The sequence below is a fragment of the Intestinimonas sp. HCP28S3_D6 genome (genome assembly GCF_052065695.1).
GTDB lineage: Bacteria > Bacillota > Clostridia > Oscillospirales > Oscillospiraceae > Intestinimonas.
The window spans coordinates 1-22,265 of the sequence record NZ_JBQHTM010000014.1; the positions used below are offsets into that span (position 1 = coordinate 1).

Genomic DNA, 22,265 nt, shown 5'->3' on the forward strand with positions numbered 1-22,265 from the left:
CGTAAATGTTTCCTGTTTCTTCATCCCCATACACCACCATTGCGTTGATAGTGTTATTATCCCACATCCGGAGCCTTTATGGTAGTGCGGATTAAATCAGAGATTCCTTAGGATACCGTAGCGGTACACCACAGGCAGGTTGGCCTGCTCCAGGCCCTGGTCAATGATGATGGAAGTGATGAAGGGCAGCAGGATCTCCATGATGACCTCCAAGGTACACAGTCCGATGCACAGGAAGGTGTCCCGCTTGAATCGCCCAAGTTGATGCAGTACAGTCCTCACGATTGCGTTGTCTCCTTTCGTCTTTCTTCTGAGAGCTCGGACAAATGCCGCAGCAGTTTCTGCTGCATACCGTCCAGGGTCCGGAGCTCATCCTTGGAGAAGCAGCCGTACAGCTTTCGCTCCGATAATCGGACTGCCCGCTCCAGGCCTTCCCTGTCTCTCTGGCTCTTTTCTGTGCCGAAGAGGAGCTTTCGCCTGTCATCGTCGACACAGTGCTCCACTCGGAGATACCCCTTTTCTCTCAGCCGCTTGAGCATACCCGAAAGGGTCGCCATGGAATACCCGAAGGTCCGGTGTATGGTCGTCAGAGAGATCCCCTCTGCTCCGTGATCCAGGATATAGAACAGAAGATGTGCCTGTACCGCAGTGATGCCCAGAGGCGCCAAGGCACGGTTTGTACACTGTTCCATTTGGATACAGATCCAGCGATTGTTCCGCAGCAGCTGGCTCTGGTCTACCTTCGTCATACTTTCACCTTTTTCCAGTTTGTTTGGACGGTAACTATTTGCCACTTACTGTTTATAGCATAAAGGTCCTTGCTTGTTAAATTCAAATATGCTATATTCTATAAAAGAATTTTATTGATTCCATCTATTATACAAAAGGCGGCGCTGCTGCCGGGGAGGTCTTGATGAATACTACACAACTGGAGTGTTTTATGGAGGTGGCAAACTGCCTGAATTTCTCCAGGGCGGCCCAGCGGCTCAACATTACCCAGCCCGCTGTCAGCCACCAGATCAACACTTTGGAAAATGAGTTGGGCGTCAAGCTCTTCCAGCGCACCAGCAAAAGCGTCCGCCTGACTCAGGAGGGCTATCTTTTTACCCAATATGCCGGTGAGATCCTGAAGCTTTCCCGAAACTCGGTGGCTCGGATGAAGGAATCCAGTCAGGACGCCCCCCACCGTATGGTCATCGGCTGCCGGAATGTCGTTGAGCTACGCCTCCTCCTCCCCGCCCTGGAGCAGCTGCGCCTCACCCAGCCTGAGGTGCTGCCCGTGCTGCGGCTCATCCCCTTTGACGCCATGGAAAATCTGCTGGAAGAGGGCGCCATCCAGCTCATGTTCTCTTTTCGGAATTCTGCTATGGCAAAAGCGCGCTACGTGGAGCTCTGCCACTGCCCCATCAGGTGCATCTGCGCCCGCTCCCACCCGCTGGCCGCCTACGACAGCGTCACCATCGAACAGCTGAGGTCCTCCGGGCGCATTGCAGTGTGCCGCCCTCCCAGCTGTCCCCCTGATCTCTTCGCCATTCAGACCCAAGCCGTGGGCGGTAGAGCCACCAGCCAAATCCTCTTCTGCGACAATCACGAGGCCATCTTTCCCCTGGTGGCCGCCGGTTACGGCTTCGCTCTCGTCCCGGACTATCCCAACACCCGTATGCCCGAATTGCGCTACCTCACCATTGAGCAGGTGGAACCGCTTTCCTTCGGCGCTGTCTGCTTCCCCCAAAAGGGTGGAACGATCATCCAACGATTTCTGGAGCTGCTGAAGGCCTGTGCCCAGGAACAAGGTCTGGATGCCAAGCAGCAAAAAAGGGACTGACCCACATGGTCAGTCCCTTTTCTTACCATTCCATTTACATTCAGAAGGTCACTTTACCGGTCTCACTGCCGTTGATGACATAATAGACAGCTCCATCCTCAGGCTTCACGTAGAGCTCCATACTCTTGATGGGCTCACCGGTCCAGGCGGCCTTCACGGCCTCCACAGCCTCTTCCTGAGAGATCTGCTTTCCCTGATACTGGACATACAGCTTCACTTCGGGAGCGGCGGCCTTCCGGGCACCCACAGTGCGCTTACGGACAGGAGCTTTCTCGGCCTTAGCCTTGGCGGCAGCAGCAGCTTTCTCGGCCTTGGCCTTGGCAGCAGCAGCTGCCTTCTCAGCCTTGGCGGCGGCAACGGCGGCAGCCTTCTCCGCTTTGGCTTTGGCAGCGGCGGCAGCCTTCTCTGTCTTGGATGCGGCAGCGGGCTTTTCCGCCTTAGCCTCGACGGCCTTGGGGGCCTCCATAGGCTTCTCCGCCTTGGGAGTCGACTTCTGTTCGGCCGCGGTCTGGGCAGCCAGAGGCTCCGGCTTCTTGGTATTGTTCAGCATGACTCTTTTCTCCTCGTTCCGCGGCCTCACGGCCGCTTTTTTATCGGTTCCATTTTATCAGATATTTTCCTGTTTTCCATCGGGCGATTCTACTATTTTTCTAGAAATATTTTGGAATTCTCTGTCACTTTGCCCGCATTGTGGGGATTTCAGGCTCATCCCAGTCCCAGCAGGCGTGCCACCGAAGCTACGATCAGGCACAACAACCCTCCCAATCCGGTAGGTACCAATGCCGCCGCTACAGCCCAGCGGACCTTTCCCGTCTCCCGCCATACCGTGAGACAGGTGGTGGTACAGGGCCAATGGAACAGTGTAAACAGGAGGACACACACCGCCGTCAGTCCTGTCCATCCGTTGTCTGTCAAAAGCTGTCCTAGCGCCGCCAGATCCTCCGGCTCGGCCAGTACCCCAGTGGAGAGGTAACCCATAAGGAGCAGCGGCAAAAAAAGCTCGTTGGCCGGGCAGCTCAGAAGGAAGGCTGTGAGGATCACTCCATCCATGCCCAGCAGCTCCCCCACCCCATCCAGGGCAGAGGCGCACCGGCCCAGCAGGGACATGCCCCCCGGAGCCCAGTTGGCGCACAGCCAGATGAGTAGTCCCGCAGGCGCCGCCACCGCCGCCGCCCGCCCCAGCACGAAGCAGGTCCGGTCCAGCACGGAGCGTACCACCACCTGCCCCAGCCGTGGGCGACGATAGGGCGGCAGCTCCATGGCAAAGGCCGAAGGCGTTCCCCTCAGGAGGGTGGCCGACAGCAGTCGGGATGCTACCAGCGTCCCCGCCACCCCCAGCACCACCAGTCCGGCCAGAGCACCACCAGCCACCAGCCCTCCCCCGGCGCAGAACAGCGTCAGGATCGTAATCAAGGTCGGAAAACGCCCATTGCAGGGGACAAGACTGTTGGTGAGAATGGCGATAAGCCGCTCCCGGGGGGAATCCACAATCCGACATCCCACCACCCCAGCGGCATTGCACCCCAGTCCCATGCACATGAAATCGCCCTACTGGGATGACATTTCCTGAACTGTATTTTTACTTTACAGCTTATCCCCCTCAACAGCGTCGTGTAAGAGAGCGGCACCACTGCCCTCATCGGGCAAGGCCGCTCTCCATGTGCTGTGATCCATGGGGCCGGAGCGCTCCAGAAGTTCAGTCTGCTCCAGAACGGGAAAGGCCAGCTCCACCTGCACCAGCAGTGTCCCGTCCTCTTCCCGCTCCCCCACTTCTACCGATGTGACCAGCGAAAACAGGAGCCTTTGATCCTCCGCCGGCGCGGACAAGATCTGATCCAGGATTCGCTCCAGCTCTATCCGCAGGGCAATCAGGTCGATTTCCCCCTCTTGCAGACAAGTCTCCACTTTCTGGGTAGTCTCCCGCCGGAGCGCATTGACTCGATCCAGCAATACCCGAAATCGTTCTTCCCCCAGCTCCCCCAGCAGGTGGCTGTCCCATAACTCCCCCTCCAGGCGGTCCAGCCGTCTGAGCTCCGCCTCCAGGGCCGCCCTCTGATCTCCCACATTTTTCGGTACCGCCCGGCGGATTAATTCCGCCAAAATCTCCCCACGCTCCTCCGCGGTGAGGACCACCGCCTGCCTCAGGACCCGGTCCAGCAGGTCATTCAGAACAGGGTAGTGTATGGTATGGCTGCCACAGGCAGAAGGTCCCCTTCTTTTATATTGGGGGCACACCAGCACGGCTGGTGAGTCCTTTCTCCGAGTGCCTGCGGACACCATGGCCCCGCCGCAGGTCCCACACCGGACCAGCCCCGCCAGCCGGTTCTGAAACCGCCCTGTTCCGGTCCGTCCCCTACTCCGCCTGGCCGCCAGCCGAAAGGTCTCCCGGTCCACCAGGGCCGGATGGGTACCCTCCACCACCGTCCATTCCTCCCGGGGAATGGCCTCCCGGACCTTGGCCTTGAAGGAGGGTTTCCGGGTACGGCCCTGGGCAGTGCAGCCCAGATAGGTGGGGTTCCGCAGCAGCTTGGACACTGTGGAGGCCATCCACACCGGCCCGTCTGGCCCGGGGCGGCCGCCGGAGCGGTGGAGAGCGGGACAGACCACCCCCCGCTGGTTGAGCCGCCGGGCGATCTCCCCCGGCCTCACCCCCATCGCCGCTTGGGCAAAGATCTCCCCCACCACCATCGCCGCCGGTGGATCGGGCAGGAGCTTATTCTTGTCTGTAGGGTCCTTGCGATAGCCGTAGGGCGCCAGGCTCCCCACATACCGCCCCTGGGCCCGGCGGACAGCCAGAGCGGAGCGGATTTTCTTGCTGGCGTCCCGAGCATACATCTCGTTGACCACATGCTGAAAGGGCGCCAGACCGTTGTCCGGGCCCTGGGTGTCGAAGCCGTCGTTGACAGCGATGTAGCGCACATGCCGGGAGGGAAAATAGACCTCGGCCAGCTCGCCGGTACGGATGTAGTCCCGCCCCAGGCGGCTCAGATCCTTGGTGAGGACCAGGTCCACCTGCCCCGCCTCCACATCCTCCAGCAGTCTCTGGAGTCCAGGCCGCCGGAAGCTAGTTCCAGAAAAGCCGTCGTCCACATACTCTCCCACCACCGTCCAGCCATGGTCGGCGGCATAGGCGCGCAGCAGGGCCCGCTGACCGCCGATGCTGACGCTCTCCCCCGCCCCGGCGTCGTCCCGGGACAGCCGCAGGTAAAGGGCCGCCCGGAGGTTCACCGCTTCGCCCGGTACCGCCGCCATACCGCCTCCGCCAGCGCCGCCCGCAGGCTCACCTTTCCGGTACCGCGGACGGTGAGCCGGTATCGCTCAATGCCTTTCTTTTTCACTTTATCACCTCCTTCCAACACTCTATGCCAGCCGGCCTGTCCCCCTTGCCCTGATTGACATTTCCCCTTCCCATATCGTATAATAGGAGCATAAAATCTATCACCGTGGAGGGACGTGAGCCCATGAACGACCATCAGGATAAGATCCGTATCGTCCAGGAGACAGTGGCAGGCAAGGAGATCACCTTTGCACATGTGATCGGCGGCCCCGCCCCCATCATCTATCAGAAGCTGGGCCTCAACCCCTCCATTGACTACGGTTCCGCCGCCATTGGCCTCATGAATCTGACCCCGCCGGAGTCCGCGGTCATCGCCGCCGACATCGCCGTCAAGAGCGGCGACGTCTACCTGGGCTTTGCCGACCGCTTCACCGGCACCGTCATCATCACCGGCGAGCTGGCCGACGTCACCACCGCCCTTACCGAGATCGTAGACTACTTCCGGGATACCCTGGGCTACGTGGTCTGCAAGATCACCAAGCGCTGAGGCCCGCCATGGGACAGCGCATGACGACGGAGGAGTTCCTGGAAAGGGTCTTCTCCCGCAGCTATGAGGAGCTCAGGGGCAGGGAGCTGCGCCTGGTCCGGGTAAAGGTTGTGGGCCGGGAGGTCTCCCTGGCCCAGCTCATCGGCGTGTCCGACCGGCGCATTTATGAAAACCTGGGCCTCCATATCGGCACCCACCTGGGGGAGGACCACACCGGTGAGTCCATCGGCCTCCTCCACATCACCCCCTGGGAGGCCACCGTGGCCGCCGCCGACATCGCCATGAAGAGCGGCGATGTGGAGCTGGGCTTTCTGGACCGGTTCAGCGGAGCCGTGATCCTGCTGGGAAACCGGGAGGAGGTCAAGACCTCCCTGCGGCACGTGCTGGACTTCTTCCGGGACGAGCTGGGGTTCCCTGTGTGTGAACTGACGGAGCGATAGGAGGTGCCGCCATGAAAAAGCTGTTTCTCATGGGCCGGAGCGAGGCCGGCAAGACCTCCCTCACCCAGATCCTCAACGGTGAGGAGCTCCACTACCACAAGACCCAGTACACCAACACCAACGACGACATCATCGACACCCCCGGAGAGTACTCCGAGACCAAGCGGTGCGGTCTGGGGCTGGCCTGCTTCTCCTTCGAAGCCGACGTGCTGGCCCTCCTCATCGCCGCCGATGAGCCCTTCAGTGTCTTTGAGGCCAACTGTCAGTGCTTCACCAACCGACCCCTCATCGGCATCATCACCAAGATCGACTCCCCCTACGCCAATGTGCCCATGGTGCGCAGCTGGATGATCAACTCCGGCTGTGAGCGCATTTTTGAGGTGAGCAGCCTCACCAGAGAGGGCATCCAGGAACTCATCGACTATCTGAAGGACGACCCGGTGAAGCTGACCCTGGAGGAGGCCAAGGACCGTCAGCGCCAGGGTATCCCCGAGTGGCGGGACCCCGCCGAGTGGAGGCGGGAGATGGCCGCCCTCCCCCGCCGGGCTTGACAGAATATCCCTCCATTTGCTATAATAGATAAGATTTAAGCGGTCAGAAGGCCGTGCTCCGGCCCTGAAGGGTCTTTTTCCCGCATTCCTCCAGTATCTTCCTGTCATATTGCCACCCGCGCGGCGAGAACACCGCGCCGCGGCCAGAAGGCACGCCAGTTTTGGCGTGCCATTTTTTGTATTTTCCCCATGAGGAGGACGCCACCATGACCTTAGCCGAATACTTCAGCGCCCATCCCAGAGCCGCCCTGGCCTTCTCCGGCGGCGTGGATTCCGCCTACCTGCTGTGGGCGGGCAGGCACTACGGCTGTGACCTCACGGCCTACTATGTCCACACCGCCTTCCAGCCGGAATTCGAATTCCGGGACGCCCGGCGTCTGGCCGAAGATGTCGGCGTTCCCATGGTGGTGGTGGAGGCCGACATCCTGTCGGTGCCCCTGGCCGCCGCCAACGGGCCCGACCGCTGCTACCACTGCAAGACCGCCCTCTTCACCAAGCTGTGGGAGTGCGCGCGCCGGGACGGCCACACCCTGCTGCTGGACGGCACCAATGCCTCTGACGACGCCGGGGACCGCCCCGGCATGAAGGCCCTCCGGGAGCTGGCAGTGGAGTCCCCCCTGCGGCTGTGCGGACTCACCAAGGCCGATGTCCGGGCGGCCTCAAAGGAGGCTGGCCTCTTTACCTGGGACAAGCCTGCCTACGCCTGCCTGGCCACCCGCATCCCCACTGGCCGGACCATCATCAAAGAGGACCTGGAGCGGGTGGAGAAGGCGGAAGACACCCTCTTTGCCCTGGGGTTCACCGACTTCCGGGTACGGCTCCTGGCCGACGCCGCCCGCATCCAGCTGCCGGAGGGCCAATGGGGCAGAGCCGCCACCCAGCGGCAGGAGATCCTGGCCGCCCTGAAGCCCTGGTTTTCCGCGGTGACCCTGGACCTGGAGACACGATGAGAAGGAGGAGCGGACATGGACAACAAGCATGAGATTCTGGAGCTCTTACGGGCCGTGGCTGCGGGAAAGACCGCCCCGGAGGACGCCCTGCTGGAGCTGAAGACGGAGCCCTTCGCCGACCTGGGCTACGCCAAGGTGGACTTCCACCGGGGGGTCCGTCAGGGCGCCGCCGAAGTCATCTACGGGGCCTCCAAGACGGCGGAGCAGATCCTGGGTATCGTCCGGGCCATGGGGGAGCGGCACTGCCGCAACATCCTCATCACCCGCATGAACCAGGAAAAGGCCGACGTCCTCACCCAGGCCGGTGTGGACCTGGAGTACCACGCCGACGCCCGGCTGGGCATCGCCCTGCCCGGTCCCCGGCCCACTCTGGGCTCCATCGCGGTGTGCACCGGCGGCACCAGCGACCAGCCGGTGGCCGAGGAGGCCGCCCTCACCGCCGAGGCCATGGGCAACAAGGTCACTCGGCTCTACGACGTGGGCGTGGCCGGCCTCCACCGACTCCTCTCCAATCTGGAGTCCCTCATGTCCGCCCGGTGCGTCATCGCCGTGGCCGGCATGGAGGGGGCTCTGGCCTCGGTGGTGGGCGGACTGGTGGACTGCCCCGTGGTGGCCGTCCCCACCAGCGTGGGCTACGGCGCCAGCTTCGGCGGCCTCTCCGCCCTGCTGGCCATGCTCAACTCCTGCGCCTCCGGGTGCAGTGTGGTCAACATTGACAACGGCTTCGGCGCCGGTTATCTGGCCAGCATGATCAATCAAATGGAAGGACTGGAGGAGAAGTAACGTGAAAACCCTTTACATTGAATGTGCCATGGGGTGTGCCGGGGACATGCTCACCGCCGCCCTCTTTGAGCTCCTGAGCGAGGAGCAGAAGACCGGCTTTCTGGAGAAGATGAACGGCCTGGGCCTTCCCGGCGTCCACGTGGAGGCGGAGCCGGCGGTGACCTGCGGCATCGCGGGCACCCATATGGCAGTGACCGTCCACGGCCATGAGGAAGGGGACCACGACGACCACCACCATGATCACAACCACCACGGGCATGACCATGATGGTCACGACCACGAGCATCATGAGCACCCCGATCATGACCACGATCACCACGACCACGAGCATGGGCACGTACACGCTGTCCTCCATCTCCATGCGCACGACCATATCCATGACCACGTGCATGAGCACGACCACGTACACGATCACGACCATGGGCATGACCATCCCCACGAGCACGAACATGGGCATGAACACCACCATCACCACGCCTCTCCCGACCACATCCGGGACCTCATCGACGGCATGGACCTGCCGGATGAGGTCAAAGTCTGTGCCCGAAGCGTCTATGACGCCATCGCCCAGGCCGAGGCCAAGGCCCACGGCTGCCCCGTGGGCGAGGTCCACTACCACGAGGTGGGGGCCCTGGACGCCGTGGCCGACGTGGTGGGGGCCTGCTACGCCCTGTGGCTCCTCTCCCCCGACCGGATCGTCGCCTCCCCCGTCCACGTGGGCAGCGGCACCGTCCGCTGCGCCCATGGCGTGATGCCGGTGCCCGCCCCCGCCACCGCCAACCTGCTCACCGGCGTGCCCACCTACGGCGGCGAGGTCTTTGGGGAGCTGTGCACCCCCACCGGCGCCGCCCTGCTGGTCACCTTTGCCCAGTCCTTCGGCCCCATGCCCGCCCTGGCGGCGGACAAGGTGGGCTGCGGCGTGGGCCGGAAGGTCTTTGACCGGCCCAACTGCGTCCGGGTCTTCCTGGGCGAGAGCGAAAACAGCGCCAACGGCTCCATCAGTGAGCTGGTGTGCAACATCGACGACATGACCCCCGAGGCCCTGGCCTACGCCTGCGAGCAGCTGCGCGCGGAGGGGGCCCTAGACGTTTACACCCTGCCCGGCACCATGAAGAAGGGCCGCTCCGGCCACCTGCTGATGGTGCTGTGCGCCCCCTCTCAGGAGGCCCGGATGGCCCGGGCCGTCCTCACCCACACCACCACCATCGGCCTGCGGGCCCGCCGGTGTGAGAAGTATTTCCTCACCCCCGGTGCTGCCACTGTCTCCACCCCCTACGGGGAGATCGACGTCAAGACGGCGGAGGGCTTCGGCCTCTCCAAGGTCAAGCCGGAACACGCCTCGGTGGCCGCCGCTGCCAGGGCCCACGGCGTGCCCTATCAGACCGTCTGGCAGGCAGCATTGAACAAGTAAATTCAGGAGGTCTTTATGAAGCGACTTCTCCCCTGCCTGCTCTCCCTCACCCTCATTGCCGGCTGCGCCGCCGGCGGCACAGCTGCTACCACGCCCGTACCCGAGCATCCCGCCGACGAGGTGGTGGTGGTCATGGGCCCCACCTCGGAGCCTGAGGCCGGCTTCGATCCCGCCTTCGGCTGGGGTGCCGGCGAGCACGTCCACGAGCCCCTCATCCAGTCCACCCTCACCGTCACCAACGCCGACCTCACCATCGGCTACGACCTGGCCACCGACATGTCCGTCAGCGACGACGGCCTCACCTGGACCGTCACCATCCGTGATGACGTCTCCTTCACCGACGGCGAAGCCCTGACGGCGGAGGACGTGGCCTTCACTTACAACACCGTCAAAGCCACCTCCTCGGTCAACGACTTCACCATGCTCTCCTCCGCCGAGGCGGTGGACGACACCACGGTGCGCTTTCACATGAACACCCCCTACTCCATCTGGCCCTATACCATGGCCATTGTGGGCATCGTTCCCGAGCACGCCTATGACAGCGCCACCTACGGCTCCAACCCCATCGGCTCCGGCCGATACACCCTGGTCCAGTGGGACCGGGGGGAGCAGATCATTCTGAAGGCCAACCCGGACTACTACGGCGAGACCCCCAAGATGAAGAAGGTCACCATCCTCTTCATGGAGGAGGACGCCGCCTTCCTGGCAGTCCAGGCGGGACAGGCCGACCTGGCCTACACCTCCGCCGTCTACGCTGACCAGAGTCCGGCTGGGTACTCCCTCCTCTCCTGTGAGAGCGTGGACAACCGGGGCATCAACCTGCCCACCGAGGGCAACCCCGTCACCGCCGACCTGGCCGTCCGCCGGGCCATCAACATCGGGGTGGACCGGGAGGAGATGATCCAGAACGTCCTGAGCGGCTACGGCACCCCGGCTTACAGCGTCTGCGACAAGCTGCCCTGGTACAACCCCGCATCCGAGGTAAATTATGATCCCGAAGAGGCCGTGCGTCTGCTGGAGGAGGCGGGCTGGGTCCTGGGGGACGACGGCGTCCGGGTGAAGGACGGCGTCCGGGCCGAGCTCAACATCCTCTATTCCACCGGCGACTCGGTGCGCCAGGCCCTGGCCGCCGACCTCTCCAATCAGCTCGCCGAGCTGGGTATCGCCTGCACCACCGAGGGCGTGGGCTGGGACACCGCCTATGACCGGGCCCTTACCACTCCCCTGGTGTGGGGCTGGGGCGCCCACACCCCCATGGAGCTCTACAACATCTACCACACCATGCCCGACACCGGCACCGCCCTCTACTCCCCCTACTCCAACCCCACTGTGGACAGCTATATGGATCAGGCCCTTCAGTGCTCTGACCTGGAGGAGTCCTATGAGCTGTGGCAGAAGGCCCAGTGGGACGGCACCACCGGCGTCACCCAGGACGGCGACATCCCCTGGGTATGGCTGGTGAACGTCAACCACCTCTACTGGGTCCGGGACGGGCTCCAGGTGGCCGAGCAGAAGATCCACCCCCACGGCCACGGCTGGTCCATCGTCAACAACGTGGATCAATGGTCCTTCGTTTCCTAACCTACTTTTCTTGAAAGAAAAGTAGGCAAAAGAACTTTATTATTTTTTCTTGTTTACAGTCAGCAGACAACCTTTGCCCTCCCCTGGAAAGGGGAGGGCGATTCATCCATTTTAATCGAAAGGAGGTCCCCGCCCATGGCCCATCGTCTGGGTTTCGCCGGCAAAAAGCTCCTGCGCATGGTACTGCTCCTGCTGGGGGTGAGCCTGGCGGCCTTTCTCCTCATGTCGGCCTCCCCCCTGGACCCCTTGCAGACCAACGTGGGCCAGGCCGCACTGGGCACCATGAGCCAGGAGCAGATCGCCCAGCTGGAGGACTACTGGGGGGTCAACGACCCGCCCCTGGAGCGGTACCTGGGCTGGCTCACCGACGTCCTCCACGGGGATATGGGGACCTCCCTCCTCTACCGGGTGCCCGTCACCCAGGTCCTGGCGGAGCGGCTCCAGAGCTCCCTGTGGCTCATGGCTGCCGCCTGGGTCCTCTCCGGCCTTCTGGGTCTGCTGCTGGGCACCGTGGCCGCCGCCTGCCGGGGCCGCTGGCCCGACAGGCTCATCCGGGGCTGGTGTCTCCTCATCTCCAGCACCCCTACCTTCTGGCTGGCCATCCTCCTCCTCATGGTCTTCTCCGTGTGGCTGGGCTGGCTGCCCATCGGCCTCTCCGCCCCCATCGGCGCCCAGGCCAGCGCCGTCACCCTGGCTGACCGGCTCCGCCACGCCATCCTCCCCGCCCTCACCCTCAGCGTCACCGGCCTTGCCAACATGACCCTCCACACCCGGGAAAAGCTCTGTGACGTGCTGGAGTCGGACTACGTGCTCTTCGCCCGGGCCCGGGGGGAGTCCACCCTCTCCATCCTCTGGCACCACGGCCTCCGGAACATGGCCCTCCCCGCCATCACCCTTCAGTTCGGGTCCATCAGCGAGATCTTCGGCGGCTCGGTGCTGGTGGAGCAGGTCTTCTCCTACCAAGGACTGGGCCAGTGTGCCGTGACGGCGGGACTGGGCAGCGACCTCCCCCTGCTGCTGGGGGTCACAGTGGTGAGCGCCGCCCTAGTCTTCGGCGGCAACCTCATCGCCGACCTGCTCTACGGCGTGGTGGACCCCAAGATCCGGGCCAGGGTCCGGGCCCGCGGCCGGAAAGGAGGCGCATAGCATGGACCGTCTCCTCAACCAGCGGCAGCGGGCCCTGCTTCTCTCCGTCTTCGCCGCCCTGGTCCTGCTGGTCGTGACCGTGGCCGGGCTTCTCCTCGCCGACGCCGCCGTGGTCACCGACTTCTCCCGCAAAAACCTGGCGCCCTGCCTGGCCTACCCCTTCGGCACCGACTGGATGGGTCGGGACATGCTCTCCCGCACCCTCACCGGCCTCTCCCTGAGCATCCGCATCGGGGTGCTGACGGCGGCGGTGAGCGCCGTGGTAGCCCTGGCGGTGGGCACCGCCGCCGCTACCCTGGGCCGCCGGGTGGACGCTGTCCTCTCCTGGTGCATCGACCTGGTCATGGGCATCCCCCACATCCTGCTGGTCATGCTCATCTCCCTGGCCTTCGGCAAGGGCTTTCTCGGCGTGGTGGCCGGCGTGTCCCTGAGCCACTGGACCTCCCTGTCCCGGCTCCTCCGGGGCGAGGTCCTCCAGCTCCGGGGCGCCCCCTACATACTGACGGCGGAAAAGCTGGGCCGCACCAATCTCCAGGTGGCCCGGGATCACCTGCTCCCTCACCTGCTTCCCCAGTTCCTCACCGGCCTCATTCTCCTTTTCCCCCACGCCATCCTCCACGAGGCCAGCGTCACCTTTCTGGGCTTCGGACTCTCTTCGGAGCAGCCCGCCATCGGCGTCATCCTCTCCGAGAGCATGAGCTACCTCACCACCGGCAAGTGGTGGCTGGCTTTCTTCCCCGGCCTGGCCCTGGTGGCCACGGTGGCCCTCTTCGCCCTGCTGGGGGACCGGCTCCGCCGCATCCTGGACCCGGCCACCATCCATCAATGAACAAGGAGGCTTGCCCATGACCCCCCTCTTATCCGTGGAGCACCTCTCCATCTCCTTTATTCAATATGATCGGGGCACCCGCCGCCGCATTCTTCCCGCCATCCGGGACCTGGACCTCACCATTGACCGGGGGCAGGTGGCGGCGGTGGTGGGCTCCAGCGGCTCGGGTAAAAGCCTGCTGGCCCACGGCATTCTGGGCATCCTGCCCTACAATGCCCACATGGAGGGGACCATCACCTATGACGGCGCCCCCCTCACTCCGCAGCGGGCCGCCGCCCTCCGGGGGCGGGAGATCGTGCTGGTGCCCCAGTCGGTGAGCTATCTGGACCCCCTCCGGAAGGTGGGGCCCCAGGTGGGGCCGGACAAAAAAGCCGTGCGGGCCGTTCTGGGCCGGTACGGTCTGGGACCGGAGACCGAGGAACTCTACCCCTTCCAGCTCTCCGGCGGTATGGCCCGGCGGGTCCTCATCTCCACCGCCGTGGCCGCTTCCCCCGCCCTGGTCATCGCCGACGAGCCCACCCCCGGCCTGGACGTCCGGGCGGCGGGCCGCATTTTAGGCCACTTCCGGGAGCTGGCCAACGCCGGGGCTGGCGTTCTCCTCATCACCCACGACCTGGAACTGGCCCTCACCATCGCCGACAAGGTGGCCGTGTTCTACGCTGGTGAGACGGTGGAGGAGGCCTCCGCCGGGGACTTTGACCGGCTGGAGGACCTGCGCCACCCCTATACCCGTGCCCTGTGGCGGGCCCTCCCCCAGCACGGCTTCCACCCCATCCCCGGCACCCAGCCCTACCCCGGCGCCCTTCCGGAGGGCTGTCCCTTCGCTCCCCGCTGCCCCAAACGCACAGCGGAGTGTAGCGGCGAGGTGCCCTACCGCCCCCTGGACGGCGGCTTCGTCCGCTGTCTCTACCCGGAGAGGGGGAACGCCTCATGATCCTGGAAGCCAGAGATCTCACCTTCCGCTACCACCCCAAGGGCCCCGCCGTCATAGAACATCTGGACCTCACCCTTCAAAGTGGGGAGCGTTTGGGGCTCACCGGCCCCTCCGGCCGTGGCAAGACCACCCTATGCCGGCTGCTGGCGGGCTACGACCGGCCTGACACCGGTGAAGTGTTTCTGGACGGCAAGCCCCTCTCCACTTACCGGGGCTACTGCCCGGTGCAGGTGGTGTGGCAGCACCCGGAGCTGGTGGTGGACCCCCTGCGCACCCTGGGCGCCACCCTGGCCGAGGGCTGGGCGGTGGAGGAGCGGGTCCTCACCGGGCTCCATATCGAGCCGGGCTGGCTCACCCGCTACCCCTCCGAGCTCTCCGGCGGTGAGCTTCAGCGGTTCTGTGTGGCCCGGGCCCTGGGCCCCGCCACCCGCTTTCTCCTGTGCGACGAGCTCTCCGCCATGCTGGACCTCATCACCCAGGCCCAGATCTGGTCCTTTCTCCTGGAAGAGGCGGAGCGCCGGGGCCTGGGGCTCCTCATCGTCAGCCACAGCGCCCCCCTGCTGGAGCGGCTGTGCACCCGCACCCAGGCCCTTTGACAAAGACAGCGCCCCGGACCATTGCGGTCCGGGGCGCCCTTTCATTTCGGCATCCCACCGGGTCCTCTTCACATGGTGAGGGCCTGTTTGCCGCAGGAGCCCGCCTTCTGAAAGGCGTGGTCCAGCAAAAAAGCCACCCGGGGCAGGTAACCCAGGTCCTCCAGCAAGGTAAAGAGGGGAAAGAAAATAGCCATGGGGGGCAGCATCACCGCCGTCACCCAGGCCAGGGTGCGGTAGGCCCCCAGCACTAGGGCACCGTGGAGCCAGTCGGGAGCGCCCAGATACATAAAAAGTTCGGTGAGCCGGTCCTGGACCCAAAAGAGGCCTTTTGACAGCAGGTCAGAGGGTACCTGGGCCCCGGCAATGGTGATCCAGAATACCAAAGCCAACAGCGCCAGCATGGCGGGGGCACTGGTGAACCGCCCGGTGAGGAGACGGTCCAGTTTTCGGCCCCACTTTGGTCCGCCGCCGAGCCCCCTTACCGTCTCCCGGGCCAGCTCCGCCCCCCGGCGGATCTGAGCGGCGGTCACCGCCTCCTGGAAGGCAGGCCCTGTGAGCCCCGCCTTCTTCAGCACCTGTCTGGCCTCCTCCAGAGCGGCGGCCACCGCCCTATCCTCTCTCACATCCCGGCCCAGGGCGGTTTTCATACTGTCCATGAGGCCAGGCTCTCCCTCCAGCAAGGAGAGGGCCACCCACCGGGCGGGAAGGCCGGTCTCCCCCACCACAGGCTCCACCAGACCAATGGCCATCTCCACTGCCGCCGGATACGCCGCCAACGCCGGGTGAAGCTCTACCCGGCCCTCGATGACGGCCTCCACCGCCGCCATGAGGGGTTCCAGGCCCTCCCGCCGCCCGGCAGAGGTTCCCACCACCGGTACCCCAAGGCGGCGGGCGAGGCCATCCAGATCAACCTCCACTCCGTTCCGCCTGGCCTCGTCCATGAGATTGACACACACCACGGTTTTGGGCTGGACTTCCAGCACCTGGAGTACCAGCCCCAGGCTCCGTTCCAGGGCACCGGCATCGCACACCACCACGGCGGCGTCTGCACCGCCAAAACACAGCAGATCCCGGGCCACCGCCTCCTCCGGAGATTTGGCCAGAAGGGAGTATGTCCCCGGCAGATCGGCCAATAAGTAATCCTGCCCATGGCGGACATGACGGCCGGTGGCCCCTGCCACAGTCTTTCCCGGCCAGTTACCTGTGTGCTGCCGCAGGCCGGTGAGGGCATTGAAGAGGGTGGATTTGCCCACGTTTGGGCTGCCGGTGAGCGCCACCACCCGCTCTCCACGCCGCCGTTCCAGCCAAAAGGCGTTGCGTCCCTCCCCGTTCACAGGGCTTCCTCCTGCGTCAGGGCCACGGCGGCGGCATCCCGGGAGCGCAGAGCCACCACACAGCCCAGGAAGGAGTAGGCTCCCGGATCACCGGCGGGTGCCCGTCCCCGGCAGGTCACGCTTGTGCCGGGAATGAGCCCCAAATCCATCAGACGCCGCCGCATGGCGGCCTCTCCACCCACATGGAGGACACGGGCGCTCTCACCCTCCGGCAGACAATCCATAGAAAGCTGTTTTTCCATGCTCACAGCTCCATTTCATTGAGATAGTATGGACAGGGACCGGACGGTCCCCGCCGTCCTATCCTATGCGGCAGAGGACCCCGCCGTCTCTTTCCAAGATGGCGGGGTCCTCTGTTTTGCTTCAGTTGACACGGGCACGCAGCTTGGCGTTGAGCTTGGTATAGATCCGCTCCCGGAACCAGGGCTCCGAGGAGGCCGCCACCGCCTCAGCCAGCCCGAACCAGCCCACAGCGCTGTTCTCATCCGGCTTCACTGCCAGGGGCTCGGCGTCGTCGGCCTCCAGCAGATAGGTGACGTTGAGATGGAGGTGGGAGGGCACATACCGCCCCCTCTTCTCATGGCCGTCCACCGTCAGGATCTCCAGGGAAAAGAGGTCCTCCGACACCGGGCGCACCGATGTAAGGCCGCTTTCCTCCCCCACCTCCCGGAGGGCCACCGCCAGGAGGTCCCGCTCCCCGTCGGCGTGTCCCCCCAGCCAGGACCAGGAGTCATAGATGTTGTGATAGCACATGAGGACCTTGGTCCGAGTGGGGTCGGTGACCCAGGCCGAGGCGGTGAAGTGGGCCGTCTCGTTCTCCCGGGTCCACAGGTCCTGCCCGGACCTGAGCATGCTCAGCAGCACCGCCCGATCCCGCTCCTCCTGTTCGTTCCAGGGCGTGTAACCCTCCAACTGTTCCAGCAGATTTTTCATACACCCACCTCAATCCAATACCGGTCTGTGAACCCTTCCCCCTCCGGGACCCGGTTTTCCAGCACGCCGCCATTGGCCCGGATGGTCCGGGCAGAGGCCTCGTTCTCACTGTCGCAGGTCACCAGAACATGGTCAAGCTTTAACCCTTTACATTTATCCAGGGCCAGCGCCAGCATCTCCTTGGCGTAGCCCTTCCGGCGCTCGCTGGACCGGACGCTGTATCCGATGTGGCCACCAAACTGAAAGAGGTAGTCATTGAGTGTGTGGCGGATATTGACCATACCCACCAGCCGCCGGTCGGACCGGCGAACGGCCAGGAAGGTGTCGGCGGGCACCCGTCCGGGCCGCACCGTATTGGGACTGTCATCCGCTCGAAGATCGGACAGCCAGTGTGAGAAGTCGGCCGCCGCTCCCAGGTCGGCAGTGCCATCCAGGTGGTCGCCCCGGGCCTCAAATTCAGCTTTGTAGTCCCAGACTTCCGCCGCCCAACGCTCGTCCGGCCGCACCAGCTCCAGGCGGTTCTCCCCTTCCATACTCACAGCCCCTCCAGCTCCTCTTTGGCCCGGACCAGATCGGCCCGGATGGGGAGACTCTGGGGGCACTTCTCCTCACAGGCGCCGCAGCCCACACAGTTCTGGGGACGCTTGTCGTCGTCCATGTCCTTCCACTTGAACCGGGACCGCTCCCGGTTCTGGTACATGGCCCAGTCGTTCCACAGCCGGAAGGTGCCGGGAATGTCCACCCCCGCCGGGCAGGGCATGCAGTAACGGCAGCCGGTGCAGCCGTTGCGGACCTTTTGCCGGAAGAGGGTCGCCGCCTGCTCTACCGCCGCCCGCTCCGCCTCACTCAGGGGCTGGAAGGCGTTGAAGGTGGCCAGGTTGTCCTCCACCTGACCCATGGTGGACATGCCGGAGAGGACGGTCATGACGTTGGGCAGACTGGCCACCCAACGGAGGGCCCAGGAGGAAGCCGACGCCTGGGGATGCAGGGCGGTAAAGACCTCCATCACATCGGCGGGAGGCGCTGCCAGAGCCCCGCCCTTGACCGGCTCCATGATGATGAGTGGGACCCCCAGCTCCTCGGTAAGGCGGTAGCCCTGAAGCCCGGCCTGCTCTTCGGTATCCATGTAGTTGAGTTGGATCTGGCAGCAGTCCCAGCTCCGCGCCGTGAGGATCTCGCGGAACTCCTCATAGCTTCCATGGAAGGAGAAGCCGAAGTGCCTAAAATCCCCCGCCGTCTGCCGCTCCAAGCACCAGTCCACTACGCCAGTGTCCACCATCTCGTGCCATCGGGCGCCGTTGAGGTTATGGAGGAGGTAAAAGTCCAGATAGTCCTTCTGGAGCCGTTCCCGCTGCTCGGCGTAGATCCGCTTGGCATCCTCCAGGGAGTGGATCAGTGTGGTGGGCAACTTGGAGGTAAGATAGTAGCTCTCTCTGGGGTAGCGCGCCAGGGCCCGCCCCATAAACGCCTCGCTCTTGCCGTTGTGATAAAAATAGGCAGTGTCAAAGTAGTTGACCCCGCTCTGATAGGCCCGGTCCAGCATGGCCATGGCCTGCTCCTCGTCGATGGCGCCCCCCTCCAGGGTGGGGAACCGCATGCATCCAAAACCCAGCAGGGACGGCTCTGCGCCCAGCTTTTTCTGCGCTCTTCGTTCCATATGGCAAACCTCCTGTACACTCTGGGCACTCCGCTCCAGAACATATTGGTTTATTTTATCACATGCCTTAGTTGCCGTCTACATATCTTAAAGGAAAGGAAAGAGAGGTGGAGCGAATGGGGTGCTGCCGAGGCGGAGGTTCTGGAAAGGGCGGAGAGGAATTGGCCTTACTGGCTGTGACGGCAGCCATCCGCCTTGCTCAGGGGCGGAGCAGCGATGAATTAGGTGTGATGGCCGCTTTCTTTACCGTTTTGGGCGATCAGTTGGGGCTCATTGCCATATGCCGTGACCTGGGCGGTAAGGAAGGGCCGTGCGGAGATGTAAAATCTTCGTAATTACATTGCACCATCGGAAGAAAACGAGTACAATATGCGATAAGAATCTCAAGAAAGCGGGGATCCCCTATGCTCTGCGGTATCGTTGACCTCGGCTCCAACACCATTCGTCTGTCCATCTACCACTGCGATCAGGGTCAGTTCCGCCTGCTCATGCACAAAAAGACCATGGCCGGACTGGCCGGCTATGTCCAGGAGGGCGTCCTCTCCGACAGCGGCATCCTGGTGGCCTGCCGGACCCTGGCCGGCTACCGGGCTCTGCTGGACAATTTCAACGTCTCCCACATGCACGTCTTCGCCACCGCCTCCCTCCGGAACATCTTCAACACCACCGAGGCGGTGGAGACTATCCGGGACGTCACCGGCATCCAGGTGGAGGTCCTCTCCGGCGATGAGGAGGCCGCTCTCTCCTTCCGGGGCGCCGTCCTCCCCGGCGGGGTGAGCACCGGTGTGCTGGCCGACATCGGCGGCGGCTCCTTCGAGCTGGTGAGCTACGAGGACATGTCCATTACCTCTGCCTGCTCCCTGCCGGTGGGCTCCCTCTCCCTCTACACCCGGTTCACCGGCGGCCTCTTTCCCACCGCCGACGAGTGCCGTGAGATGCGCCGTTTCGTCAACGAACAGCTGGAGAAGGCCGATGCCGCCCAGATCCGGCGCAAACACCTATGCGGCGTAGGCGGCACCGTCCGGGCCGTGGCCAAGCTGTGCAACGACGTCTATGGGCGGGACCCGGAGCTGCGGACCATGTCCGCCCAGGAACTCAAGGACCTCTACAAGCTACTGAAAAAGGGCGGCCGAGACACCTTGCGTCAGCTGCTCCGCTCCGCCCCTGACCGCGTCCATACCTTGCTTCCCGGACTCATCATCCTCAACGCCATCGTCAAAACCTGCGGTGTCGAGACGGTAGAGGCCTCCTCCGCCGGTGTCCGGGAAGGCTACCTTATGGACCGTGTCCTAAAAATCTGAGAGGAACTGGAACATGTCTGACCAACATTACGATTACAGCTTCACCCAGGAGCGGGAACTCTCCTGGCTCCGCTTCAACGAGCGGGTCATGGAGGAGGCCAGGGACGAGTCCGTCCCCCTCTTTGAACGGCTCAAATTTGCCGCTATCTTCACCAGTAATCTGGACGAGTTCTTTATGATCCGGGTGGGTTCCATCTATGACCTCACTCTGGTAAAGAAGACCCACGTGGACAATAAGAGCGGCCTCACTCCCGCCCAGCAGCTGGACGCCATCTTCGCGGCGGTGGGCCCCCTCTACAAACAGCGGGACAAGCTGATGGCCCAGCTGGAGACCCGGCTTCGGACCTGCAACATCTGCTCCCTCGCCCTCTCCGAGCTGGACGTGAAGGAGCGCAAACAGTGCGACCGCTATTTTCGGGACTACATCCTGCCCATCCTCTCTCCCCAGGTGGTGGATACCCTCCACCCCTTCCCCCACCTGCCCAGCAAGTCCCTCAACATTGCCGTGGAGCTGCGCCGGGGCGGGGAGACCTCCTTCGGCGTGGTGCCCATTCCACGGAGCCTCCCCCCCTATCTGCGCCTGAGCGAGCGTGGGGTGCGCTACATCCTCACCGAGCAGATCGTTCAGGCCCATGTGGAGGAGATCTTTGACCAGTACCAGGTGGTGAGCCGGGCGGTGATCTCGGTGACCCGGAACGCCGACATCTCGCCAGAGGACGAGGACTACGACGTCAACGACGACTACCGCCAGCACATGCGCAAGGTGCTCAAAAAGCGCTCCCGGCTGGCCCCGGTGCGGCTGGAGATCCAGGGGACAGCCAGTGACGCCCTGGTGGAGTACCTATGCCAGCGGCTGGAACTCACCCCCGCCCAGGTCTTCCGCTCCAAGTCCCCTCTGGTCCTCAGCTACGTCTACGCTCTGGAGGGGCTGCTGCCCGAGGAGAGCAGAGCGGCCCTGTGCTATCCCCCCTTCTCCCCCAAAGCGCCCGCCGGGCTGATCCGCGGGGAGAAGATCATCCCCCAACTTCTCCGCCACGACGTTCTCCTCTTCTATCCCTTCCACTCCATGGACCCCTTCCTGCGTCTGGTGAAGGAGGCCGCCAACGACCCCGCCGTTCTCTCCATCAAGATCACCATCTACCGCCTCGCCTCCAAGGCCAAGCTCATCGAATACCTGGCTGCCGCCGCTGAGAACGGCAAGGATGTGACGGTGCTCATGGAGCTTCGGGCCCGGTTCGACGAGCAGAACAACATCCAGTGGGCGGAGCGGCTGGAGGAGGCGGGCTGCACCGTCATCTACGGCTTTGAGGGCTTCAAGGTCCACTCCAAGATCTGTCTCATCACCCGCCGGGAGCGGGGACACATCCAACAGATCACCCAGGTGGGTACTGGCAACTACAACGAGAAGACGGCAAAGCTCTACACCGACCTCTCCCTGATGACGGCCAACCCCGCCATCGGCGCCGATGCCGCCGCCTTCTTCCAAAATATCTCCACCGCCAATCTGGACGGGGAGTACCGCCTCTTGCTGGTGGCACCCCACAGTCTCAAGCCTCGGCTCATGGCCCTAATGGACGGGGAGATCGCCAAGGCAAAGGCCGGTCAAAAGGCCCGCATCTTTATTAAGTGCAACTCGGTCACAGACCGTGAACTCATCGACAAGCTCTCCGAAGCCAGCCAGGCCGGGGTGGACATCACCATGAATATTCGAGGCATCTGCTGTCTTCGCCCCGGCGTTCCCGGAAAAACCGATCGCATCAAGGTCTTTTCCATCGTGGGCCGGTTCCTGGAGCACCCCCGGATCTTCGTCTTCGGCACCGGTGACGACGCCAAGGTCTACATCGGCTCCGCCGACTTTATGACCCGGAATACGGAGCACCGGGTGGAGATCGCCTGCCCGATCCTGGACCGTTCCATCCGGGAGCAGATCCGCCACTATGTGGAAGTCCTCTGCTCTGACAACGTGAAGGCCCGCATCATGGGCTCCGACGGCCACTACTTCCACGTCCCCGACCACGGGGAGCCGCCGGTGGATGCCCAAGCTGTCTTCATGTCCGAGGCCATCGCCAAAGAACCTCCGGAGGGAACCACCGCCCCAGCTCCCGCTGCCCGAAAGGGTATTTTCTCCACGCTGGCTCAGCGGCTGCGCCGGCGCTAATGACAAAAGGGC

General features: G+C 63.8%; 25 protein-coding genes. 15 read left to right on the forward strand and 10 right to left on the reverse strand.

Translation table 11 applies throughout. The features are described from left to right. Window positions 1-96 precede the first annotated feature (96 nt). Together ACTNBK_RS06420 and ACTNBK_RS06425 are read right to left on the reverse strand one after the other, a co-directional pair. Window positions 97-282, reverse strand: coding sequence for a hypothetical protein (locus ACTNBK_RS06420; RefSeq protein ID WP_441144611.1), 186 nt, complete (start codon window positions 280-282; stop codon window positions 97-99). Next, window positions 279-749, reverse strand: coding sequence for a MarR family winged helix-turn-helix transcriptional regulator (locus tag ACTNBK_RS06425; RefSeq protein ID WP_441144613.1), 471 nt, complete (start codon window positions 747-749; stop codon window positions 279-281). The genes ACTNBK_RS06420 and ACTNBK_RS06425 overlap by 4 nt, the downstream gene beginning before the upstream one ends. 164 nt (window positions 750-913) lie before the next feature. On the opposite strand from ACTNBK_RS06425, the gene ACTNBK_RS06430 reads away from it, so the two are divergent. Beyond that, window positions 914-1,825 carry a LysR family transcriptional regulator gene (locus tag ACTNBK_RS06430; RefSeq protein WP_441144615.1) on the forward strand — a complete coding sequence of 304 codons (912 nt, stop codon included), beginning with the start codon at window positions 914-916 and terminating at the stop codon, window positions 1,823-1,825. 40 nt (window positions 1,826-1,865) lie between these two features. Here the strand turns inward: ACTNBK_RS06430 and ACTNBK_RS06435 are convergent, their stop codons facing one another. The 3 genes from ACTNBK_RS06435 to ACTNBK_RS06445 all read right to left on the reverse strand — a co-directional run bounded on the left by ACTNBK_RS06435 (window position 1,866) and on the right by ACTNBK_RS06445 (window position 5,077). Next, the gene (locus ACTNBK_RS06435; protein ID WP_441144617.1) at window positions 1,866-2,375 is read right to left on the reverse strand and encodes a DUF6465 family protein; all 510 of its coding nucleotides are present in this window, start codon (window positions 2,373-2,375) and stop codon (window positions 1,866-1,868) included. 155 nt (window positions 2,376-2,530) lie between these two features. Next, window positions 2,531-3,313, reverse strand: coding sequence for a nucleoside recognition domain-containing protein (locus ACTNBK_RS06440; protein WP_441144619.1), 783 nt, complete (start codon window positions 3,311-3,313; stop codon window positions 2,531-2,533). A gap of 96 nt (window positions 3,314-3,409) precedes the next feature. Beyond that, window positions 3,410-5,077: a recombinase family protein gene (locus tag ACTNBK_RS06445; RefSeq protein ID WP_441144621.1), complete on the reverse strand. Its 1,668-nt coding sequence runs from the start codon at window positions 5,075-5,077 to the stop codon at window positions 3,410-3,412. A 209-nt stretch (window positions 5,078-5,286) separates the two neighbouring features. Between ACTNBK_RS06445 and ACTNBK_RS06450 the strand changes: the two genes are divergently transcribed. The 11 genes from ACTNBK_RS06450 to ACTNBK_RS06500 all read left to right on the forward strand — a co-directional run bounded on the left by ACTNBK_RS06450 (window position 5,287) and on the right by ACTNBK_RS06500 (window position 14,870). After that, window positions 5,287-5,649: a BMC domain-containing protein gene (locus tag ACTNBK_RS06450; RefSeq protein WP_441144623.1), complete on the forward strand. Its 363-nt coding sequence runs from the start codon at window positions 5,287-5,289 to the stop codon at window positions 5,647-5,649. Window positions 5,650-5,657: 8 nt separating this feature from the next. Next, window positions 5,658-6,089, forward strand: a complete 432-nt coding sequence (locus tag ACTNBK_RS06455; protein ID WP_441144625.1) for a BMC domain-containing protein — start codon at window positions 5,658-5,660, stop codon at window positions 6,087-6,089. An 11-nt stretch (window positions 6,090-6,100) separates the two neighbouring features. After that, window positions 6,101-6,640 carry a EutP/PduV family microcompartment system protein gene (locus ACTNBK_RS06460; protein WP_441144627.1) on the forward strand — a complete coding sequence of 180 codons (540 nt, stop codon included), beginning with the start codon at window positions 6,101-6,103 and terminating at the stop codon, window positions 6,638-6,640. 206 nt (window positions 6,641-6,846) lie between these two features. Continuing rightward, on the forward strand, window positions 6,847-7,590 hold the full coding sequence (gene larE, locus ACTNBK_RS06465; protein ID WP_441144628.1) for an ATP-dependent sacrificial sulfur transferase LarE: 744 nt from the start codon (window positions 6,847-6,849) through the stop codon (window positions 7,588-7,590). A 15-nt stretch (window positions 7,591-7,605) separates the two neighbouring features. Continuing rightward, window positions 7,606-8,373 (forward strand): nickel pincer cofactor biosynthesis protein LarB, encoded by a 768-nt coding sequence (gene larB / locus ACTNBK_RS06470; protein ID WP_441144630.1) that lies wholly within the window; start codon window positions 7,606-7,608, stop codon window positions 8,371-8,373. 1 nt (window position 8,374) lies between these two features. Further along, window positions 8,375-9,784 carry a nickel pincer cofactor biosynthesis protein LarC gene (gene larC / locus ACTNBK_RS06475; RefSeq protein WP_441144632.1) on the forward strand — a complete coding sequence of 470 codons (1,410 nt, stop codon included), beginning with the start codon at window positions 8,375-8,377 and terminating at the stop codon, window positions 9,782-9,784. A gap of 15 nt (window positions 9,785-9,799) precedes the next feature. Then, a complete protein-coding gene (locus ACTNBK_RS06480; RefSeq protein WP_441144634.1) occupies window positions 9,800-11,365 on the forward strand; it encodes an ABC transporter substrate-binding protein in 1,566 nt (521 codons plus the stop codon). A 135-nt stretch (window positions 11,366-11,500) separates the two neighbouring features. After that, window positions 11,501-12,511: an ABC transporter permease gene (locus ACTNBK_RS06485; RefSeq protein ID WP_441144636.1), complete on the forward strand. Its 1,011-nt coding sequence runs from the start codon at window positions 11,501-11,503 to the stop codon at window positions 12,509-12,511. Between the two features lies 1 nt (window position 12,512). Further along, window positions 12,513-13,340, forward strand: a complete 828-nt coding sequence (locus ACTNBK_RS06490) for an ABC transporter permease (protein ID WP_441144638.1) — start codon at window positions 12,513-12,515, stop codon at window positions 13,338-13,340. 16 nt (window positions 13,341-13,356) lie between these two features. Further along, a complete protein-coding gene (locus tag ACTNBK_RS06495) occupies window positions 13,357-14,274 on the forward strand; it encodes an ABC transporter ATP-binding protein (protein ID WP_441144639.1) in 918 nt (305 codons plus the stop codon). Beyond that, the gene (locus ACTNBK_RS06500; RefSeq protein WP_441144641.1) at window positions 14,271-14,870 is read left to right on the forward strand and encodes an ABC transporter ATP-binding protein; all 600 of its coding nucleotides are present in this window, start codon (window positions 14,271-14,273) and stop codon (window positions 14,868-14,870) included. Before ACTNBK_RS06495 ends, ACTNBK_RS06500 begins: the two co-directional genes overlap by 4 nt. Before the next feature lie 68 nt (window positions 14,871-14,938). Here ACTNBK_RS06500 and ACTNBK_RS06505 read toward each other — a convergent pair whose 3' ends face one another. The 5 genes from ACTNBK_RS06505 to ACTNBK_RS06525 form a co-directional block, all read right to left on the reverse strand. Then, window positions 14,939-16,204: a FeoB small GTPase domain-containing protein gene (locus ACTNBK_RS06505; protein WP_441144643.1), complete on the reverse strand. Its 1,266-nt coding sequence runs from the start codon at window positions 16,202-16,204 to the stop codon at window positions 14,939-14,941. After that, window positions 16,201-16,446, reverse strand: a complete 246-nt coding sequence (locus tag ACTNBK_RS06510; RefSeq protein ID WP_441144644.1) for a FeoA family protein — start codon at window positions 16,444-16,446, stop codon at window positions 16,201-16,203. The genes ACTNBK_RS06505 and ACTNBK_RS06510 overlap by 4 nt, the downstream gene beginning before the upstream one ends. 121 nt (window positions 16,447-16,567) lie before the next feature. Beyond that, a complete protein-coding gene (locus ACTNBK_RS06515) occupies window positions 16,568-17,137 on the reverse strand; it encodes an NUDIX hydrolase (RefSeq protein WP_441144646.1) in 570 nt (189 codons plus the stop codon). Further along, window positions 17,134-17,670, reverse strand: a complete 537-nt coding sequence (locus tag ACTNBK_RS06520) for a GNAT family N-acetyltransferase (protein ID WP_441144648.1) — start codon at window positions 17,668-17,670, stop codon at window positions 17,134-17,136. The genes ACTNBK_RS06515 and ACTNBK_RS06520 overlap by 4 nt, the downstream gene beginning before the upstream one ends. A 2-nt stretch (window positions 17,671-17,672) precedes the next feature. Continuing rightward, window positions 17,673-18,794, reverse strand: a complete 1,122-nt coding sequence (locus ACTNBK_RS06525; protein ID WP_441144650.1) for an aldo/keto reductase — start codon at window positions 18,792-18,794, stop codon at window positions 17,673-17,675. 116 nt (window positions 18,795-18,910) lie between these two features. Between ACTNBK_RS06525 and ACTNBK_RS06530 the strand changes: the two genes are divergently transcribed. From ACTNBK_RS06530 to ppk1, 3 genes are all read left to right on the forward strand, one after another. Beyond that, the gene (locus ACTNBK_RS06530) at window positions 18,911-19,129 is read left to right on the forward strand and encodes a DUF6774 domain-containing protein (RefSeq protein ID WP_441144652.1); all 219 of its coding nucleotides are present in this window, start codon (window positions 18,911-18,913) and stop codon (window positions 19,127-19,129) included. Window positions 19,130-19,198: 69 nt separating this feature from the next. Continuing rightward, window positions 19,199-20,095 carry a Ppx/GppA phosphatase family protein gene (locus tag ACTNBK_RS06535; RefSeq protein WP_441144654.1) on the forward strand — a complete coding sequence of 299 codons (897 nt, stop codon included), beginning with the start codon at window positions 19,199-19,201 and terminating at the stop codon, window positions 20,093-20,095. A gap of 13 nt (window positions 20,096-20,108) precedes the next feature. Further along, window positions 20,109-22,253 (forward strand): polyphosphate kinase 1, encoded by a 2,145-nt coding sequence (ppk1, locus tag ACTNBK_RS06540; protein ID WP_441144656.1) that lies wholly within the window; start codon window positions 20,109-20,111, stop codon window positions 22,251-22,253. The last annotated feature ends 12 nt before the right edge of the window (window positions 22,254-22,265 follow it).